The 18769-nt window shown below is 72.5% G+C and carries 21 protein-coding genes; 13 read left to right on the top strand and 8 right to left on the bottom strand.

Annotation, left to right across the window (positions count from 1 at the left end):
* The first annotated feature begins 38 nt into the window (after positions 1-38).
* A complete protein-coding gene (gene fdhD, locus ACWGIS_RS27090; RefSeq protein ID WP_453365063.1) occupies positions 39-887 on the top strand; it encodes a formate dehydrogenase accessory sulfurtransferase FdhD in 849 nt (282 codons plus the stop codon).
* 105 nt (positions 888-992) lie between these two features.
* Here the strand turns inward: fdhD and ACWGIS_RS27085 are convergent, their stop codons facing one another.
* Positions 993-1535 (bottom strand): isochorismatase family protein, encoded by a 543-nt coding sequence (locus ACWGIS_RS27085; protein WP_453365062.1) that lies wholly within the window; start codon positions 1533-1535, stop codon positions 993-995.
* 292 nt (positions 1536-1827) lie between these two features.
* On the opposite strand from ACWGIS_RS27085, the gene ACWGIS_RS27080 reads away from it, so the two are divergent.
* The gene (locus ACWGIS_RS27080) at positions 1828-3705 is read left to right on the top strand and encodes an exo-alpha-sialidase (protein ID WP_453365061.1); all 1878 of its coding nucleotides are present in this window, start codon (positions 1828-1830) and stop codon (positions 3703-3705) included.
* Between the two features lie 10 nt (positions 3706-3715).
* Positions 3716-4951, top strand: a complete 1236-nt coding sequence (locus ACWGIS_RS27075) for a hypothetical protein (RefSeq protein WP_453365060.1) — start codon at positions 3716-3718, stop codon at positions 4949-4951.
* Here ACWGIS_RS27075 and ACWGIS_RS27070 read toward each other — a convergent pair.
* A complete protein-coding gene (locus tag ACWGIS_RS27070) occupies positions 4845-5924 on the bottom strand; it encodes a bile acid:sodium symporter family protein (protein WP_453365059.1) in 1080 nt (359 codons plus the stop codon). The genes ACWGIS_RS27075 and ACWGIS_RS27070 overlap by 107 nt on opposite strands.
* Before the next feature lie 136 nt (positions 5925-6060).
* Here ACWGIS_RS27070 and ACWGIS_RS27065 point away from each other — a divergent pair, with 136 nt between their 5' ends.
* Positions 6061-6930, top strand: a complete 870-nt coding sequence (locus tag ACWGIS_RS27065) for a LysR substrate-binding domain-containing protein (RefSeq protein ID WP_453365058.1) — start codon at positions 6061-6063, stop codon at positions 6928-6930.
* Positions 6931-7166: 236 nt separating this feature from the next.
* Here ACWGIS_RS27065 and ACWGIS_RS27060 read toward each other — a convergent pair whose 3' ends face one another.
* Positions 7167-8012, bottom strand: coding sequence for an RNA polymerase sigma factor SigF (locus ACWGIS_RS27060; RefSeq protein ID WP_453365057.1), 846 nt, complete (start codon positions 8010-8012; stop codon positions 7167-7169).
* Between the two features lie 305 nt (positions 8013-8317).
* On the opposite strand from ACWGIS_RS27060, the gene ACWGIS_RS27055 reads away from it, so the two are divergent.
* Genes ACWGIS_RS27055 through ACWGIS_RS27045 form a run of 3 tightly spaced genes read left to right on the top strand, consistent with a single transcriptional unit; the run spans position 8318 to position 9785 of the window.
* Positions 8318-8698, top strand: coding sequence for an ArsR/SmtB family transcription factor (locus tag ACWGIS_RS27055; protein ID WP_453365056.1), 381 nt, complete (start codon positions 8318-8320; stop codon positions 8696-8698).
* Entirely contained in the window at positions 8695-9234 is a 540-nt protein-coding gene (locus ACWGIS_RS27050; protein ID WP_453365055.1) for an SRPBCC family protein, read from the top strand. The genes ACWGIS_RS27055 and ACWGIS_RS27050 overlap by 4 nt, the downstream gene beginning before the upstream one ends.
* Complete coding sequence (locus ACWGIS_RS27045) at positions 9231-9785, top strand: TIGR03086 family metal-binding protein (protein ID WP_453365054.1); 555 nt, start codon at positions 9231-9233, stop codon at positions 9783-9785. The genes ACWGIS_RS27050 and ACWGIS_RS27045 overlap by 4 nt, the downstream gene beginning before the upstream one ends.
* Positions 9786-9981: 196 nt before the next feature.
* On the opposite strand, the gene ACWGIS_RS27040 is transcribed toward ACWGIS_RS27045, so the two are convergent.
* Positions 9982-10293: a chaplin gene (locus ACWGIS_RS27040; RefSeq protein WP_453365053.1), complete on the bottom strand. Its 312-nt coding sequence runs from the start codon at positions 10291-10293 to the stop codon at positions 9982-9984.
* Between the two features lie 280 nt (positions 10294-10573).
* Here ACWGIS_RS27040 and ACWGIS_RS27035 point away from each other — a divergent pair, with 280 nt between their 5' ends.
* The gene (locus ACWGIS_RS27035) at positions 10574-11008 is read left to right on the top strand and encodes a hypothetical protein (protein ID WP_453365052.1); all 435 of its coding nucleotides are present in this window, start codon (positions 10574-10576) and stop codon (positions 11006-11008) included.
* 120 nt (positions 11009-11128) lie between these two features.
* Here the strand turns inward: ACWGIS_RS27035 and ACWGIS_RS27030 are convergent, their stop codons facing one another.
* A complete protein-coding gene (locus ACWGIS_RS27030) occupies positions 11129-11506 on the bottom strand; it encodes a MerR family DNA-binding transcriptional regulator (protein ID WP_453365051.1) in 378 nt (125 codons plus the stop codon).
* A gap of 76 nt (positions 11507-11582) precedes the next feature.
* Between ACWGIS_RS27030 and ACWGIS_RS27025 the strand changes: the two genes are divergently transcribed.
* Positions 11583-12311, top strand: coding sequence for an SDR family oxidoreductase (locus ACWGIS_RS27025; RefSeq protein WP_453365050.1), 729 nt, complete (start codon positions 11583-11585; stop codon positions 12309-12311).
* Between the two features lie 578 nt (positions 12312-12889).
* Here ACWGIS_RS27025 and ACWGIS_RS27020 read toward each other — a convergent pair.
* A complete protein-coding gene (locus ACWGIS_RS27020; RefSeq protein WP_453365049.1) occupies positions 12890-13330 on the bottom strand; it encodes a hypothetical protein in 441 nt (146 codons plus the stop codon).
* Between the two features lie 755 nt (positions 13331-14085).
* Here ACWGIS_RS27020 and ACWGIS_RS27015 point away from each other — a divergent pair.
* The 4 genes from ACWGIS_RS27015 to ACWGIS_RS27000 all read left to right on the top strand — a co-directional run bounded on the left by ACWGIS_RS27015 (position 14086) and on the right by ACWGIS_RS27000 (position 16721).
* Positions 14086-14496 carry a hypothetical protein gene (locus tag ACWGIS_RS27015; protein ID WP_453365048.1) on the top strand — a complete coding sequence of 137 codons (411 nt, stop codon included), beginning with the start codon at positions 14086-14088 and terminating at the stop codon, positions 14494-14496.
* A gap of 132 nt (positions 14497-14628) precedes the next feature.
* Positions 14629-15855: a cytochrome P450 gene (locus ACWGIS_RS27010; RefSeq protein ID WP_453365047.1), complete on the top strand. Its 1227-nt coding sequence runs from the start codon at positions 14629-14631 to the stop codon at positions 15853-15855.
* A gap of 122 nt (positions 15856-15977) precedes the next feature.
* Entirely contained in the window at positions 15978-16172 is a 195-nt protein-coding gene (locus ACWGIS_RS27005; RefSeq protein WP_453365046.1) for an antitoxin, read from the top strand.
* A 159-nt stretch (positions 16173-16331) separates the two neighbouring features.
* Positions 16332-16721, top strand: a complete 390-nt coding sequence (locus tag ACWGIS_RS27000) for a VOC family protein (protein ID WP_453365045.1) — start codon at positions 16332-16334, stop codon at positions 16719-16721.
* Between the two features lie 64 nt (positions 16722-16785).
* Here ACWGIS_RS27000 and ACWGIS_RS26995 read toward each other — a convergent pair whose 3' ends face one another.
* A complete protein-coding gene (locus tag ACWGIS_RS26995; protein WP_453365044.1) occupies positions 16786-17400 on the bottom strand; it encodes a dihydrofolate reductase family protein in 615 nt (204 codons plus the stop codon).
* A 118-nt stretch (positions 17401-17518) separates the two neighbouring features.
* Positions 17519-18673 carry an MFS transporter gene (locus ACWGIS_RS26990; RefSeq protein ID WP_453365105.1) on the bottom strand — a complete coding sequence of 385 codons (1155 nt, stop codon included), beginning with the start codon at positions 18671-18673 and terminating at the stop codon, positions 17519-17521.
* Between the last annotated feature and the right edge of the window lie 96 nt (positions 18674-18769).

Below are 18769 nucleotides of genomic sequence, written 5' to 3'. Positions count from 1 at the left end.
CGGCCACCAGCACGTACAGAACCGGGGCTGATCAGGACATGGGACGAGTCACGGAACGACGCAGGGTGATCCGCGTCCGGGACGGCGCGGTGAGCACCCGCCCCGACACGCTGGTGGCCGAGGAGCCGCTGGAGATCAGGCTCAACGGCAAGCCGCTCGCCATCACCATGCGCACCCCGGGTGACGACTTCGCGCTGGCGGCGGGCTTCCTGGTCAGTGAGGGGGTGCTGGGCGCGGCGGAGGAGCTGCAGAACATCGCGTACTGCGCCGGCGCGACCGTGGACGGCGCGAACACGTACAACATCGTCGACGTGCGGACCGCTCCCGGCGTGGTCGTCCCTGACATCACGCTGGAACGCAACGTGTACACGACCTCGTCCTGCGGCCTGTGCGGCAAGGCGAGCCTGGACGCGGTCCGTACGACGGCCCGCTGGACGATCGACGACACTCCCCCGGTGCGGCTGGAACCCGCGCTCCTCGCGGCTCTCCCCGACCGGCTCCGCGAGGCGCAGCGGGTCTTCGACCGGACCGGGGGTCTGCACGCGGCTGCCCTGTTCGACGAGGACGGCGAACTGCTCGACATCCGGGAGGACGTGGGCCGGCACAACGCCGTCGACAAACTCGTCGGCCGGGCCCTGCAGAGCGGCGCGCTGCCGCTGTCGCGGGCGGTGCTGCTGGTCTCGGGCCGGGCCTCCTTCGAGCTGGTGCAGAAGGCGGTGATGGCGGGCATCCCGGTGCTGGCGGCGGTCTCGGCCCCGTCGTCGCTGGCTGTGGATCTGGCCGCCGAGACGGGACTGACGCTGGTGGGCTTCCTGCGCGGCGCCTCCATGAACGTGTACGCGGGTGAGCACCGGATCGCCCTGGAGGCCGCGGCCGCCCAGGGCTGACCGGCTCCCCCGCGACACGGCGGCGGGGCCCCGACCGGCGGGGAGCGCCCCCTGCGCCGGAGGGGTCCCGCCCGTACCCGTCCCGCCGGTCCCTCTCCCCGGGCGTCAGCCGGTGATGAAGCGGACCTCCGAGGAGTGCACGACCGTGCCCAGGCGCGGGAAGTCCAGACCGACGGAGGCCTCGTGCTCGGGGGCCGTCAGCGCGGCCATGGCGTCCTCCACGAACACCAGGTCGTAGCCGAGGTCACCGGCGGCGCGGGCGCTCGACTCGACCCCGAGGTTGGTCGCGATGCCGCCGAACACGATGGTGGTCACCCCCCGCTCGCGCAGGCGCTCGTCGAGACCGGTGCCCTGGAAGGCGCCGATCGTCCGCTTCACGATCTCGATGTCGCCGTCCACCGCGAGCCCGGCGACCAGACCGCTGCCGGGCGGCTGCTCGGGGACGCCCGCCCGCTCGACCCGCACCAGGACGACCGGCGCTCCGACGGCGCGGAAGGCGTCGGCCACCCGCTCGGCCGCCGAGAGGACCTCGGGACCCTTGCGCGGCTCCAGGGGCAGCCCGACGACGCGGTCCATCAGATCGACGAGGACCAGCGCGGAGCGTGCGGGGTCGAGGGCGAGACGGGGCTCGGCTTCAGGTGCGGTCATGACGGAACGTTAGCCCGCGTCCGCCGTCCGTACCGGAAATCCGGATCGACGGCTGCGTGAACTGCTCCCGTTCGGCGGCCGGGACGGGGCCATCCGGGTGCAGTGCGGACACCGTGCCCGGGGGTGGTCCGGCCGCGCAGCAAGCGATCGGGGGCGCGGGCCGTGCGCCGCCGCGCCGATCCCCGGCCGCACGGTTCTTGTGGGGTTCCGAGGGCCCAAGTAGCGTCTGTGCCGCGAACGTTGGACGTGGGATGTCCAGAATGTCCAGACGACTGAAGGGCAGGGCCGCACCATGCCGTCGAGTCTCCGCACCCGTCTGAGATCCACTCTCACCGCCGTCCTCACGACCGCCGCGCTGCTGGCGTTACCCGGCCCCGCGAGCGCCGAACAGGCGCCCGCGGCGGGCGAGTTCGAACAGCAGGTCCTCTTCCGGGCCTCCCAGGACCCCGGCTACGCCTGCTTCCGCATCCCGGCCGTCGTCCGGACCACCAAGGGCACCCTGCTGGCCTTCGCCGAGGGCCGCGTCCTCAACTGCGGCGACTCCGCCGACATAGACATCGTGGTCAAGCGCTCCACGGACGGCGGCCGCACCTGGGGCCCGCTTCAGGTCGTCACCGAGGGCGGCGGCGACACGCACGGGAACCCGGCCCCCGTCGTGGACCGCCGGACCGGCCGCATCCTGCTGGCCGAGACCTGGAACACCGGCCGCACGGACAGCGGCGGCTGCGCGGTCCCCTGCGACCGGACCCCGCATCTGCAGTACAGCGACGACGACGGCCTGACCTGGTCGCGCCCCCGCGACCTGAGCGGCGAGCTCCTGCCCGCCCACTGGAACTCCTGGTACGCCACCGGTCCCGTGCACGGCGTCCAGCTCACCCGCGGCAAGCACGCCGGGCGTCTGGTCCTCACCGTCAACACCGAGACCTGGAACGGCAGCCGCGTCACCGCCAACCACGCCGCGCTCGTCACCAGCGACGACGGCGGCGACCACTGGGCCGTCGGCGCGACGGACTCGTGGCCGGTCGCCGACGACGGCACCTTCCGCCAGAAGCCCTCCGAGATGACCCTCACCGAGCGCGCCGACGGAACCCTCCTGGTCAGTGGACGCGAACAGGACGGCACCGACCTCGGCCACCGCGCCCAGACCCTCAGCCGGGACGGCGGCGACACCTTCGCGGCGCCCTTCAGCGACCTCCCCGACCTCTACACCCCCCAGGTCCAGGGCTCCGTGCTGCGCCTCGGCGACCGGCTGCTGCTGGCCTGCCCGGGCGACCCGGACCGCCGGCGCACCATGATGATCCGCTCCTCCTACGACGGCGGACGCACCTGGGAGAGCGTGGACCGCGGGACGGTCGTCACCACCGACTGGTCCGGCTACTCCGACATGGTGGGGATCGACGGCGGGCGCGTGGGGCTCCTGTACGAGGGCGGCGCGGTCGACGCCCGCGACGAGATCCGCTTCGCCCGGTTCACCGAGACCTGGCTCGCTCCCCGCCGCGGCCCCGACCCGACCACGGCCGACAACGCTCCGCACGCCCGGCGCGCCCTGGTCCTCGGCGGCGCCCGCACCACGGCGCGCGGCAGCGGGAACGCCCTCCTGTTCGACGGCACCGACGACGCCGTACGGCTGCCGTACAGCGACCGGCTGCCGCTCGGGGCCAAGGACTTCACGGCCTCCCTGTGGTTCCGCTACACCGCCACCACCGGGGAGCAGCCGCTGCTGTGGATGGGCGGCATCGGCACCTCGCAGCCCCAGGTGTGGCTGCGGGGCGAGCCCGCCTCCCACCGGATCACCGGGCTGATGACCGCGCGGAACGGCGCGGCGCCCCCGGCCACCGCCTCGGTGCGCACCGCGGACGCGTACAACGACGGCGAGTGGCACCATCTCGCCCTGCGCCGCGGCGGCGGACGGCTCACCCTCCTCATCGACGGAGCGGCGCTCGGCACGGCGGACGTGCCGGGGTCGGTGAGCCGCAACTCGCCGTTCGGGGTGCACGTCGGGCAGCGCATGGACGGCCGCGCCCACTTCACCGGCGCGATCGACGAGGTCAGGGTCCACGACCGGGCGCTGAGCGACGAGGAACTGGCCGCCGTCCGCGCGGGCGAGCCCGCCGGGACCCGGGACACCGTCCTGTGGCTGCCCATGGACCGGGTGACCGCGGGCCACTAACGTCCCGTCCGTGCCCGACGACCCCCGAGCACGACGGCGGACGAGAACCGGCCTCGGTGTCCTGCTGGCCCTGGTCTGCGCGGCCGTGCTGCTCACCGCCCTCCCGGACCACGACCGGGAGGGCGGCGGAGCGTGCGCGGCCCGCACGTTCACGTCCTGGCGGACGGACCGGGGCCTGACGGACGAGTTCGCGCGGTACGGCGACGACCCGGCGCGCACCGACGACTGGACCGGCGGCGACGGCACCCACTCGCTGCGGCTGCCGGACGGCCGGATGCTGTGGCTGTTCTCCGACACCTACCTCGGCCGGGTGCACGGGCCTCCCAACCCCGCCGGCGAGTCCTACGCCTGGCGCGACGCGACCGCGCCGCTGGTGCGCAACTCGGCCGTGCTGATGTCCCGGTCGGGCCGCCTGGAGCGCACGCTGCCCGCGCCGCTGTTCCCCGACCCCGGGGCCGGGCAGTGGCGCTGGCCGGTGGCGGCCCGGGTCGAGCCCCGCTCCCCCGGCTCCGCGGACCGGGTGGTCCGCGTGCTGCTGTGGACCCGCACGGCGGGCGCGGCGCCGTGGATCTACGGCGTGCCCACGGCCACCGAGGTGGCCACCCTCTCGCTGCCGGCCCTGCGGCTCGAAGGCGTCCGGACGGTCCTCGACCAGCGCTCCGTCGCGGACGCCTCCCGGCGCGTGCTGTTCGGCACCACCGCGCTCGACGAGGGCGGCTGGACGTACGTCTTCGGCGGCACCGACGCGCAGGCGACGGCACGCCCGACCTCGACGGCGTACGTGGCACGGGTACCGCGCGGCCGGCTCGGCGAGCCGGGTGCCTGGGAGTACTGGGACGGCTCGCAGTGGGAGGCGCGGGCCCGCCCGGCCCCGGTGCTCGGGGACGGCCGGCGCCGGGGCGTGGGCAGCGCGTTCACGGTGGTGCGCGACGGCGGCACGTACGTCCTGTTCACCATGGCCGCCGGCCCGCGGGGCCTGACCACGGTCACGTCGTACTGGGCGTGCTCGCCGACCGGGCCCTGGCGCGGGCCCGCCCGGGGTTTCCGCCCCCCGCTGCCCGCCGGGGAGGTGGCCGCGTACAACCCGCAGGCGCATCCGGCGCTCGGCGCCGACGGCCGCCTGGTCCTCAGCTACGACGTCAACTGGCTGGATCCGACGGGGGTTTCCGCGCAGGCGAACCTGAGCCGGAACGTGTCCCTGTACCGACCGCGATTCGTGACCCTGCGGCTGGGGCCGCCCCGCTGACCGGCAGCGGGTCGTGGGAGCGGCGCTTGGCGATCACCGCGCACACCATGAGCTGCATCTGGTGGAAGAGCATCAGCGGCAGCACGGCGAGCGAGGCGTGGGCGCCGAACAGGACGCTGGCCATGGGCAGCCCCGAGGCGAGGGACTTCTTGGAACCGGCGAACTGGATCGCGATCCGGTCCTCGCGGCCGAAGCGCAGCGCCTTCGAGCCGTACCAGGTGAGGGCCAGCATCACGGCGAGCAGGACGGCCTCGACGACCAGCAGTCCGGCGAGCCGTCCGGCACTGACCTGGTGCCAGATGCCCTGCACCATGCCCTCGCTGAACGCGGTGTAGACGACGAGGAGGATCGAGCCGCGGTCGACGTACCCGAGGACCTTCTTGTGACGGGTGACGAACCCGCCGATCCAGCGGCGGAGCAGCTGCCCGGCGAGGAACGGGACGAGCAGTTGCAGCACGATCTCGACCAGCGAGTCGGCGGAGAACCCGCCGCCGCTGTCGCCGATGAGCGCCGCCGCGAGCAGCGGGGTGAGCACGATGCCGGCGAGGGAGGAGAAGGAGCCCGCGCAGATCGCCGCGGGCACGTTGCCGCGCGCTATGGAGGTGAAGGCGATCGACGACTGGATGGTCGACGGGACGAGCGTCAGGAACAGCAGGCCCTGGTAGAGCGGGTCCGTCAGGAACACCGGCACGAAGCCGCGGGCGGCCAGGCCGAGCAGCGGGAACACGACGAACGTGCAGGCCAGTACGGTGATGTGGAGCCGCCAGTGGCGCAGTCCGTCCAACGCCTCGCGGGTGGAGAGGCGCGCTCCGTAGAGGAAGAACAGGAACGCGATCGCGGCGGTGGAAGCGCCCGACGCCACGTCGGCCGCCGTGCCGCGCGCGGGGAGCAGGGCCGCGAGGCCCACCGTCCCGAGCAACAGCAGGATGTAGGGGTCGATCGGCAGCCGGCGCGGCCACTGCAGGCGTTTCACGGTGCTCCACTGCTTCGTTCGGTGCGTCGTTCGTCTCGGTCGGGGCGTGCCCTCTCCATCGTCCTCCTCCGGGTCATGATCGGGAATCCGTCATACCGCTCTTACTGTCATCGCGTACCGCGATAGCGTGGGAGCCGTGTACGACCCCTCCCAGCTGCGTACCTTCCTGGCCGTGGCCCAGACACTGAGTTTCACCCAGGCCGCCCGGCGGCTCGGGCTGCGCCAGTCCACCGTGAGCCAGCACGTACGCCGCCTGGAGGACGCCGCCGGCCGCAGGCTGTTCACGCGGGACACGCACTCCGTGGAGCTGACGGAGGACGGCGAGGCGATGCTCGGCTTCGCGCGGCGGATTCTGGAGGTGCACGAGCAGGCGAGCGCGTTCTTCGCCGGGACGCGGCTGCGCGGGCGGCTGCGCTTCGGCGCGTCGGAGGACTTCGTGCTCACCCGGCTGCCGGAGATCCTCGAAGGGTTCCGTCATGACCATCCCGAGGTCGACCTGGAACTGACGGTGGAGCTGTCGGGCACCCTCCACGAGCGGCTGGCCGCGGGGAAGCTCGATCTGGTGCTGGCGAAGCGCCGCCCCGAGGACCCGCGCGGCGAGCTGGTCTGGCACGACGAGCTGGTCTGGGTCGGCGCGGAGCGGCTGCGGCTGGAGCCGGACCGCCCGGTCCCGCTCATCGTGTACCCACCGCCGGGCATCACGCGCGCCCTCGCCTTCGAGGCGCTGGAGCGCCAGGGCCGGCCGTGGCGCGTCGTCTGCACGAGCGGCAGCCTGAACGGCCTCATCGCGGCGGCCCGCGCCGGACTCGGCGTGATGGCCCACTCCCGGGGCCTCGTCCCGCCGGGCCTGGTCCGGATGCCCGAGCGGGCGGGGCTCCCGGAGCTGGGCGAGGTCGACTTCGTCCTGGTGCACGGCCGTCGCCGTCCCGCGGCCCAGGACGCGGCGGACGCGCTGGCGGCGGCGATCCTGAGCGGCGGCGACCGGCTGCAACGGGGGCGCGGGTAGCGGGGCGATACCGAGGCCGGCTGCATCGGGGGCGCGGAGCACGGGGCGGCACCACGGTCGGCTCCACCGGGCAGGCGGGTAGCAGGCGGCACCACGGCCGGCCGAACCGGGGACGCGGACAGCGGGCCGGCACCACAACCGACTGCAACCGGGTGGTGGGGCTGCACCGGGGCCGGCCGGGCGGTGCGCGCATACCGGGCGCTCGTGCCGGGCCGGCAGGGCCGGCCCGGCGGGGGTCAGCGGGTGGTGAGCATGCCCTCGCGGAGACGAGCCAGCGTGCGGGTGAGCAGCCGCGAGACGTGCATCTGCGAGACGCCCAGGCGCTCACCGATCTGCGACTGGGTCAGTTCCTCGACGAACCGCATGTGGATGATCTGCCGGTCCCGCTCCCCCAGTTCGGCGATCAGCGGCGCGAGCGCGTGGAAGTCCTCCACCAGCTCCAGCGCGGCGTCGTCGGCGCCGATGAAGTCCGACAGCGCGCTCTCGCCGTCCTCGCCGCCCGCGATCGCGGCGTCCAGCGAAGCGGAGTTGTAGCCGTTCGACGCGAGCCGCGCCTCGATGACCTCTTCCTCGGACAGGCACATCAGCTCGGCGAGTTCCTTCACGGTGGGCGCGCGGTCCAGGCGTCCACGGAGCTCCTCGGTGGCGCGGGCCAGGTGGACCCGGGCCTCCTGAAGCCGCCGCGGCACGTGCACGGCCCACGAGGTGTCCCGGAAGAACCGCTTCATCTCGCCCACGATGTAGGGGATCGCGAAGGTGGTGAACTCCACCTCGCGGGACAGCTCGAACCGGTCGATCGCCTTGATCAGGCCGATCATGCCGACCTGGACGATGTCCTCCATCTCCTGCGGCCCGCGGCTGCGGAAGCGTCCCGCCGCGAAGCGGACCATGGACATGTTCATCTCGATCAGCGTGTTGCGCGCGTAGCTGTACTCGGGTGTCCCCTCCTCCAGACGCGCCAGCTGGTCGAAGAAGAGACGGGACAGTTCGCGGGCGTCCTTCGGAGCCACCTTGCAGGGATCCGTGACCTCCGGCAGCTCGGCTATGTGCGTGTCCGCCGTCACCGTGCTCGTGAGCGCCATGATGTTCCCCTCCAGTAGCCGATCAGCCGCTTCCGTCCTCTGTGAAGCAGCCGACGGGGGCTCGCCTACCCCGGCATCCCTCATGCATGCCTGCCGTCCGCTCACCGAAATGCCGTCCGCGTGGCGCGGACCCCGCGAGGCCGTGACGCGGTCCGGGCGCGCCCAGTCGTTGCCCGGCCCCGGGCCGCCAGCCGTTGTCCGGTCCCGGCGCGCCGCCGGCTGCGCGTATTCAACCAACTGGTTGACAACGAAAAGGGGCAGCCATACGGTTATTCAACCGACTGGTTGAGGATGAGAGGTGCGAGGTGGGCGACGACCGGCTGTCCCGGGTCTTCTCCGCTCTGGCCGACCCGACCCGGCGCGACATCGTGGCGAGGCTGGCCTCCGGGGATGCCACGGTCAACGAACTGGCCGAGCCGTACGACGTGACCGTGCAGGCCGTGTCCAAGCACATCAGGGTGCTGGAGGACGCCGGACTGGTCAGTCGCGGCAGGGACGCCCAGCGGCGCCCCTGCCGCCTGGAGGCGGACGTCTTCGACCTGATGACGAAGTGGATCGAGCGCTACCGGCGTGAGGCCGAGGACCGTTTCCGTCGGCTCGACGCCGTCCTGGAGCAGACCGCGCGGCAGCCGGAGACAGGCACCGTCAATACCGCGAACACCGTGAACAAGGAGGCGGCATCATGAGCGCCGCGACGGCGAACGGCCGGCACGAGACGCGAATCGTGGCCGATCCGGCTCTGCCCACCATCCTCCTCGTCCGCGAGTTCGACGCCTCGCCGGACCGCGTGTTCCGGGCGTACACGGACCCGGACCTGGTCGTCCAGTGGCTCGGCCCGCGTCGGCTCACGATGCGGATCGACGAGTACGACGCACGCAGCGGCGGGTCGTACCGCTATGTGCACAGCGAGGACGACGGGACGCAGTACGGCTTCCGCGGCGTCTTCCACGAGGTGCGCCCCGACGAGCGCATCGTGCAGACGTTCGCCTACGACGGGTTCCCGGACGGCGTCAGCCTGGAGACCACCACCTTCGAGGACCTGGACGGCCGCACGCGCGTCACCACGAAGTCCCTCATGGACTCCGTCGAGGCCCGCGACTCGATGATCAAAGGCGGTATGCGGCGCGGCGTCCGGGAAGGCCACGAGCGCCTGGACGAACTGCTCGCCCGCCAGAACGGCGGCGCCGACCGGCGCAGCGAAACGAAAGGCCCGAGATCATGACGAGTGCAGCCGACGAACACCGCGCCGTCGCGGGGGCGTTCACCGAGCGCGTGCGCGCGGCGGACCCCACCTTCTGGGACAACCCGGCGCCGTGCGAGGGGTGGGTCGCCCGGGACGTGGTGCGCCATCTCGTCGAGTGGTTCCCGGCGTTCCTGAAGTCGGGTGCCGGGGTGGAGCTGCCCACGGGGCCGTCGGTCGACGACGACCCGGTGGCGGCGTGGACCGTGCACAGCGACGGCGTGCAGGCCCTCCTCGACGATCCGGCCACGGCGCACAAGGTGCTGTCGAACCCGCACATCGGCGAGGTCCCGCTGGATCAGGCGGTCGACCGGTTCTACACCGCCGACGTCTTCATGCACACGTGGGACCTGGCACGGGCGACCGGGCAGGACGAACGCCTCGACCCCGGCAAGTGCGCGCAGTTGCTCGACGGGATGCTCCCGCTCGACGACGTGCTCCGCACCAGCGGCCAGTACGGGCCGCGGGTGGAGGTGGCCGAAGGCGCCGACGTGCAGACCCGCCTGCTCGCCTTCATCGGCCGTACGCCCTGACCACCGGCGGCCACGTCCTGACCGCCGGTGGCCGCGTCCTGAACACCGGCGGCCCTGTCCTGACCGCCGGCTGCCCGTCCTGACCGCCGGCTGCGGCGTCGACGGTGAGGCCGGAGACGTCGCTCGATCGCACGCCGACGCGTAGCACCGCCGCCCGCCGCCCGCCGACAAACGGCGACGGGCGGCGGCTGTACCGCTACTTCCGCATGCCCCCGTGGTGGGAGCCGTGCTGAGAGCCGTGCTGGCTTCCGTGGTGGGAGCCGTGCTGGGAGCCGTTGACGCATGCGTTGCCGAAGGCCGGGTTGAGCAGCCCGATGACGTTGACCGTGTTGCCGCAGACGTTGACCGGCACATGGACGGGGATCTGCACGACGTTGCCGGACAGGACACCGGGCGAGTTCGCCGCGACCGCCTGCGCGTCGCTGTCGGCCGCCGCGACGGCGGAGCCGCCCAGGACGGCGCCGCCGACAGCGGCCAGCAGGGAAAGGCTCTTGATCACACGAAGCATGGAACTACCTCACAGACAGGTGCGTTGGGCTGCCGCCGATCACGGCTGCCCGGGCCGCACGGTTCGCGACCCTCGTACGCTGGTCCGTCCGCCGGACCCCCACGGATTGCCTCGGCACCCCTTCACCACCCGGATGGACCAAGTCTTCATATGGGCGCCGGCCCTCATCGCTCATGACCGTGGCGAAAACGAACGGACCCGACCCCTTACGGACACCGGAACGGCGCACCTGGGACTTGTCCGGCGATCATGGCTGTGAGCAGTCGGGCATCATGCCCGGGTGAGCATCATCGTGAAGTTCTTCGTGGCGCCGGACGACACGTCAGCGGGTCTGGCCCTCGCGTCCGGGCCGGGACGGGCGTTCGAGTCGCTCACCTTCGGTAACTTCGCCCCCGAAGAGGCCGTGGTCGAGTGGGAATGCCTTCTGGCCGGCGGCACCTTCGAGGACCTCGTCGAAGCCGGTGAGCCCCGCGTCGTCGCCGGTCAGGGCGATGACGGATGCATCGTCTTCGCGATGTCGCCTCGCCTGTCCACCGCACTCGCGGACGCGGGGCACGCCAGGCTCCGAGACGTCGCCGTCTTGTGGACCCGACTGCGTGCGGAGGACGACGAGGTCATCGGCACGGAAGTCTCCGACGCGATCGTGGGTGGTCTGGCCGCCCTCGTCAGCAGCGCCCGGCGCCGGAACCAAGGCGTCTACTGCTGGGTCGCGTAGCAGTCCATGTCCGGAGTTGTGCTCATTCGACCCATTTGGACCCTTCTGCCAACAGGCACCAGCAGGCCCTCATACACATCCCTGATCCAAGCGACACAGGCCTGCCGCAGCCGACCGCGTCTACGGGTGCGTGTCCGTGATCGCGATGACCTCGTCCAGGTGGTCCAGGGTCGCCTGGAGGTCGGCGATCTTGGCCTGGATGCGTTCGCGTTCGGCTCGCAGCATGGTTCGTTGCTGGGCGTCGGTGTGCCCGGAGTCCCAGCACGGCAGGAGTTCGCCGATCCTTCGGCTGGTGAGGCCGGCGGCGTACATCTGCTGGAAGAAGCGGATCAGGGGGATGGCGTCCCGCCGGTACAGGCGCTGGCCGGACGGGCTGCGCTCCGCGATGAGCAGCCCCTGCTCCTCGTAGTAGCGCACGGCGCGCACGGAGACGCCGGCACCTCGTGCCACTTCGCCGATGCGGATCAACCGCTCGGACGCGGTCACCGTCTCCGTCATGGTGTTTCCTCTCGCCCCCGGCCCTGACGAACAGCACTTGCCTCTGACGTTGGCGTCAGGTTTTAGCGTACCGGCCATGGACATCAACAACTCCGTCGCCCTTGTCACCGGAGCCAACCGCGGCCTGGGCCGCGCCTTCTCCCAGCGCCTGCTCGAACGGGGCGCCCGCAAGGTCTACGCGACCGCCCGCCGACCCGAGACCGTGGACCTGCCCGGGGTCGAGGTGCTGCCCCTCGACATCACGGATCCCGCATCCGTGAGGGCCGCCGCCGAGGCGGCCCCGGACGTCTCGCTCCTCATCAACAACGCGGGGATCAATACGGGGACCGACCTGGTGACCGGTTCGCTGGACGCGGTGCGGTACGAGCTGGAGACCAACATGTTCGGCCACCTCGGCATGATCCGGGAGTTCGCGCCGGCGCTCGCCAGGAACGGCGGGGGCGCGATCGTCAACGTCCTCTCCGCCATGTCGTGGTTCGGGGGTGCGGGTGCCAACGCCTACCACCTGACCAAGGCCGCCGCCTGGGCCATGACCAACGGCGTCCGCCTGGAGCTCGCCGAGCAGGACACGCTCGTCACCGCGGTGCACCTCGGCCTGGCCGACACCGACATGGCGGCGGGCTGGCCCGTGGCCAAGATTTCTCCGTCGGACCTGGCCGACGCGGCGCTCGACGGTGTCGAGGCGGGCTCCGCCGAGGTCCTCGCCGACCAGTGGAGCCGGGACATCAAGTCCCGTCTGCCGCTGACGCCGGAAGAGTTCAACGCCGCGATGGACCGTGCCCTGGCGGCGCTGATGGCGGCCTGAGGGCCCCTCGGGCGGCACGCAGTTCGGTCGGTTGCTTCCCATCGGCCGCTCGTCCTGCCGACTTGAGGCCGAACTCATGGTGTCGTGTCGCTGATCAGGCGGTTCGATACCGCCATGGTGAGGGTGATCTCCCTCAGGTGAGACACCGCTCCGGGCGCGCATGGGCCCGGAGTGATGCCCCACTCGGGCCGGTGGGGGGGAACGAAATGTCGGGGAGCCCAGGGCCGGTGCGGCCGGTGGCGCCTCCCGCCACCGATTCCGGCGAATGGCATCACACACTCTGGAACCGCTGGGAAACCATTCGCATCGGGGGACACTTGACGTCTCAGCGTCCTGAGGTGCCGCAGGGCGGTGACCGGCTTGGCGCCCGATGCGAGAGGGCACCGCGACTTTCCTGCCGTGTGCTGCGACAGCGGGCAGCCCCCACCCGCACGGAGTCTCGGGGAGGGGCTGCTCAGGAAGGCGTGGCCTGAATGGTGGTCACCTACGCGACTGACGCGACGGCGTGACGGCCACGGCGGGAATCGAGGCTTCGGTGACTTAGGCGCACCGCCCCGCTCACGCCGACCGCTTTCCCGTCAGGTGCAGTTGCCGTTGTCAGAGTTGTAGTAGATGTCGAACGTACCGCTCCACGTCAGGCACTGGCCGTCGTCGGGGACGTCCTTGTAGACCGGGCCCGCGTAACTGCCGTACGAGCCGGAGTCCTTGGCCTCGCCGCTGCTGTAGGGCCAGGTGTCCAGCGTGACCTCCATGAAGACCCGGGCACCGGGGTTCGTGCGCACGGTGACCGCGCAGACCTTGCCGGCGCCGCTGTTGTAGGTGACGAACGTGGTGGCCGGGATGGTGGACTGCGACGAGCGGATCGGCGTCGCCCTGATGACGTCGTAGCCGGTGCCGCAGGCACCGTTGTACCGGGTGGGCGTGGCGGCCGAGGCCGGTGCGGTCGCCACGAGCGTGCCGCCCAGCGCGAGAGCGGCCAGGACGCCGGCGGTGACTGCCTTGCGGCGGGTCGACTTCATGATGTGGTCCCCCTGTTGTGGTGTGCGCCGATGCGCTGCGAACGGCCGGTCGTTGCCGTCCACGGATGATGAGACCCGGGAGGCCCCCCGACAGTTGTGGGGCGTGTCGTCACTGTTCCGTCACCAGTGTCACGACCGCGCACGTCAACTAAGCAGCTGGAAAGGGAAGTTGCTTCCCGTGGGTCGCGGTGCTGCGTACGGCCTCCGGCCGGCCCCGGTACCTTCACCGATCCCCGTCGACGATCCCCGCCCCTCCCCCGCACACCTCGGCCACGTCGGCTCCACCGTCCCGCGAGTGCGGGTCGAGTGGTGCCTGGAACGCTTTCGGTTCGTGAGCTCCGATGCAGCCGGTCATCAACCTCCGCGGAGCGCCGAACCGTCCGCTGGTGCCCCCACCATCCCCCGAGGGCACCGGCGGGCTCTGCTGCGTGTGCGCACGCTTCAGCCGACGCGACGCCTCCCGTACGACGTGGTGCCGTGGGTGGGGCCACGGTGTGCCACTCGCCCACCCTGGCGCCCCCGACACGGCCTCGCGTGTCTCCATCGGACGTCACGGATGAAGAAATGTCGCCACCATGGCACCGGCGCCACATGCGCCCCTACCTGCACTTTCTCCAGGATGAGGCGCGCGTCGACCAATCGGATGCGCAAGTGGCGCCAAACATGGCTCCCACTGGCGCCAAATGTGTGCCATTATGGAGTCACGGAAACGGAGCGACGCCGGGAACGGCGTACGACGTACTAAGGAGCCCCCCATGTCTGTCACCTTCAGCAACGAGGACAAGGTCACCCTGCGCAACGCCGCCTACGGGGCCGTCACGCTGATGGCCGCCGCCGCCGGGGCCGATTCCCCGCACAAGGTGGCCACCCAGGGCAGCATCGCGCTGACCTCGGCGACCGGACCGGTCGGGCATGTGCTGTCGGAGAAGTCCTCGGTGGGTGACCTGGGCGGCAAGTCGGCGGCCGAGATCGCCGACCGTGTCCTGCCCGCCCTCACCCGGGCCATGGACCTGCTGAAGAAGCAGGCGCCCGAGGAGGCCGGCAACTTCCGCGACACCGTCCTGATCGCCGTCGAGGCCGGCGCCCGTACCGCCAAGGGCGGAACCGCCAGCCCCACCCTGGCCGCCATGACCCGCAAGATCACCGACGCCCTCGACGCCGCCTGACCCACCGCCCGCGCCTCGGCACGACCGGCGCCGTGGCCGCGACGCGACCGGGGCCACCGCTCGCCATCACCGCGAGCCGGGCCCGCCGTCGGCGCGCGGGCGGCCACGCATCCCCCCACGAAAGGACGACCGATGAGTCAGTCACCTCCGACCCCGCAGGGCCTCCCGACGCAGCGCGACGCGGGCCCCTTCAACCCGCCCCGCGCCCTCACCCGGCTGCGCGAGGCCCGCCCCGTCAGCCCGATGGTGTTCCCCGACGGCCACAAGGGCTGGCTGGTCACCGGCCACGAAGCGGTCCGCACGCTCCTGGCCGACACCCGCTTCAGCTCCCGCCAGGACATCGGCGCCCTCCACATCCCCTACGACGTGCCCGGCATGCCCGCGGTCACCGAACCGTCCCCCCAGGTGCCGGGCCTGTTCATCAGCATGGACCCGCCGGACCACACGAGGCTGCGGCGGCTGCTCACCGGTGCCTTCACGGTCAAACGCCTGAAGGAACTCGAACAGCACATCGTCGACATCGCCGAACGGCAGCTGGACGCGATGGCACGCCTGACGCCGCCCGTCGACCTGGTCAAGGAGTTCGCGCTGCCCGTGCCGGTGCAGGTCATCTGCGAACTGCTCGGCGTCCCCTTCGCGGACCGCGAGAGGTTCCAGGCCGACACCGCCACCTTCCTCGAACGGGACGTGGCACTCGACGAGAAGATCGCCGCGTACACCGGCCTGACCACCTACCTCGCGGAACTGGTCACCGGCAAACGCGCCGCCCCGGGCCAGGACATCCTGTCCGACCTGGCCGCCCGGGACGACCTCACCGTCGAGGAACTGACCGGCATCGGCTTCCTGCTGCTCCTCGCGGGCCACGAGACGACCGCCAACATGCTGGGACTCGGAGCCTTCGCACTCCTGGAGCACCCGGACCAGGCGGCCGAACTCCGCGCCGACCCGAGCCTGCTCCCCGACGCCGTGGAGGAGCTCATGCGCTACCTCTCCGTCGCCGACATCTTCTACCGCTACGCCACGCAGGACCTCGAACTCGGCGGCGAGACGATCGCCGAGGGGTCGACCGTCGTCGTCTCCCTGCTGGCCGCCAACCACGACCCGGCGCGGTTCGAGAACCCCGACACCCTCGACGTCCACCGCACGGCCCGCGGCCACCTGACCTTCGGCCACGGCCTGCACCAGTGCCTCGGCGCGCAACTGGCCCGTATCGAGCTGCGCGCCGGATTCGGCGGCCTGCTGCGCCGCTTCCCGACCCTCGCACTCGCCGTTCCCGCCGACGAGGTGCGACTCAGGACCGACATGAACATCTACGGCGTCCACGAACTGCCCGTGACCTGGACGGAAACGGCTCCCTAGAGCCGCTGCGGCACGGGGCGGACCGGGCTCCGACGCCGGCCGCGTGGACCCGCGCACGTTTGGCGCCCGCCCATGGGGTACTTGCGGCCCGGTACGACACACAAGCTGCCGGGAGGTACGACATGGGCAAGCTGGGTGACATGGCGAACAAGGCCAAGAACATGGCCAAGGGCCACCCCGACCAGGCCGACAAGGGGGTGGAAGCAGCGGAGCGGGCGGTCGATCGGCGTACGGGCGACAAGTACGACGCCCAGACCGACAAGGCCGCCGACGCGGCCCGCCGCTCCTACGGAAGCGACGGCACACCGCAGCGCTGACCCCCTCACCGGACCTGCCCCCGGCGCACCGCGCCGGGGGCAGGCGCGCTGTCCGCGCCCGGGCCGCGCGGAGCCGCGTGAGGCCGGCTTCGTCCCCGTGCCCGCTGAGGCGGGCTGCGTCAGACTTGCGGAGCCGTCACTCGACCGGAGGGTCCCGACATGAGCAGTAAGTTCACCGAGCTGGCCGTCGACTGTGCCGATCCGGGCGCGCTGGCCCGTTTCTGGTGCGCGGTCCTGGACTACGAGGTGCAGGACGAGGAGGAGGGGGTCGTCAGCATCGGCTCGCCCGCGCTGCCCGAGGGCAAGAGCCGGCCCGGCCCGGTGCCACCGGTGCTGACCTTCGCGCGCGTACCGGAGGGCAAGACGGTCAAGAACAGGCTGCACATCGACGTCAACCCCACCGACCGGGAGCAGGACGAGGAGGTCCGTCGTCTGCTCGGCCTGGGGGCCCGCCACGCCGACGTCGGACAGAAGGGCGACGAGAGCTGGGTCACGCTCGCCGACCCGGAGGGCAACGAGTTCTGCGTCCTGGCGAGCCGCCAGCCCTGATGGCGCCGGGTGCGACTGCCTTCAGGAGACGCACCCCGCCCCTCGGCCCGACGGCCCGCCCTCGTCACAGCACGTCGTACGTCAAATGGGTGGCGGTCGACGTCGAGACCACGCCTCGCTGAACCAGCGTGCGGGGCGTGCCACCGGTGAACAGGGGCGTCCCTGAGCCGAGCACGACCGGGGCCAGGTGCAGGATCAGCGTGTCGACCAGCCCCGCGTCGAACGCCGAGCGGATCGTGGCGCCGCCGCCCATGAGGACGACGTCGAGATCCTCGCCGCGCGCCGCCGACGCCGCCTCGGCGCGCTCCCGCGCGGTGGCGACGGCGTCGGCCGGTCCGGTCGTCACGAAGGTCCAGTCCAGGTGCGCCGTCCGCACCGACTTCGGCGGTGAGCCGGTGACGACGACGAAGGCGGGCCGGCCGACCTCGCCTGCGCCGTAGCCGACGTTGTCGTCCCAGCCTCCCGGACCGTCCACCACCTCGAAGAGCCGGCGCCCGAGGACGACGGCGCCGGAGCGCGCGGTGCCCTCGCTGAGGAGCCGGCGGTCATCGGGGTCGTCGGAGAAGGCCCAGGTGTGCAGGGCCTCCCCGCCTGTGCCCAGGCCGTTGTCCGGTCCGGGGCCGGGCCCGGTGACGAAGCCGTCGAGCGATACGGAGATGTCGGCGATGATGCGTGTCATACAGGGCAGACCGGCTCCGCCGCCCCAACTCATCGCCCAGGCCGGCCCCGCCTACCCAGGGGACGGGCGGCCCGTGTGGTCGTCCGGGTGAAACGGCGGGTCTCCGGGCCCGGCCGGCTCAGGGCGGTGTGCCGCGCACGGACGTGCCGAGGGCCGCGGCGGCCGCGGCGAAGGACACCGCGGCGAGCAGCGGGAACAGGGCCGGGTAGCCGCCGACGGAGCCGGCGACAGCCGCCCCGGCGAACGGGGCGAGGGCCGCCGCGGTATGGCTGGGAGCGGCGAGGATCCCGGAGAGGCGGCCGTAACGCGTGGTGCCCCACCGGTCGATGACCGCCGTCGCCTGGAGGAGGGTGAGGTTGCCGCGGACCGCTCCCGCCAGCACCGACAGCACGACCAGGAGCACGTACGGGCCGGGGACCACGGCGAACGCCGCGGTGGTGAGGCCGCCGAGCCCGACCAGGGCGGCGGTGCGGGCGGTGGCGCCGGTGCGGCGGGCGAGTGCCGAGTACGCGGTACGGCCGAGCGTCTGCCCGGCACCGCCGAGCCCGAGGGCCCAGGCCGCCTGGGACGTCGAGCAGCCCCGCGCGAGGAGGAGCGGCACGAGAGCGATGACGACGGCGTACATCGCGAAGGCCGACAACGTGAAGGTCGTGGCCAGCATCCAGAAGGGCCGGCTGCCCAGCACCGGGTCCCGGCCGGCGGCCGTGCCCGCGGGAGTGCCGGGTGCCGCCGGCCAGGGAGCCCGGAGCGCGAGGGCGTGGGCGGGGACGGTCAGGACGGCGAGCGTCCCGGCGAGCACCGCGTAGGTGGCACGCCAGGAGAGATGGTCGGCCAGGGCGGCGGTCACGGGGGCGAAGACGGTGGAGGCGAGGCCGCCCGCGAGGGTGACGACGGTGAGTGCGCGAACGCGGTCCTCACCCCACCAGCGGGTGAGGGCGGCGAAGGCGGGCTGGTAGAACGTGGCGGCCATCGCCACCCCGATGACCAGCCATCCGGCGGTGAACACGACCGGGTCGGGGGCGCTCGCCACGACCAGGAGGCCGAGGACGGCGAGGACCGACCCGGCCGTCATGACGAGGCGGGGACCGCGCTGGTCCAGCACCCGCCCGACGCCGATGCCGGCGAGGGCGGAGACGACGAGCGCGGCGGAGAACGCGCCGGTGGTCGCCGTACCGGACCAGCCGGTGTCGGCGGTGATCGCCGGGTTGAGGACGGGGAAGGCGTAGTAGAGGACGCCCCAGCTCGTCACCTGGGTGACGCACAGCGCGGGCAGCGCGGCGCGGGGGGGGGGCCCGGCGGCCCCCGCCGGCGGGGGCCCGCGGGGGGGGGGGGGGGGGCCGGCGGGGGGGCGGCCCCCGGCGGGCCCGCG

This window comes from Streptomyces sp. NPDC054842 (assembly GCF_053611025.1).
Note: the sequence above shows the minus strand (reverse complement) of the source record. Positions and strands in the feature narration are given on the sequence as shown.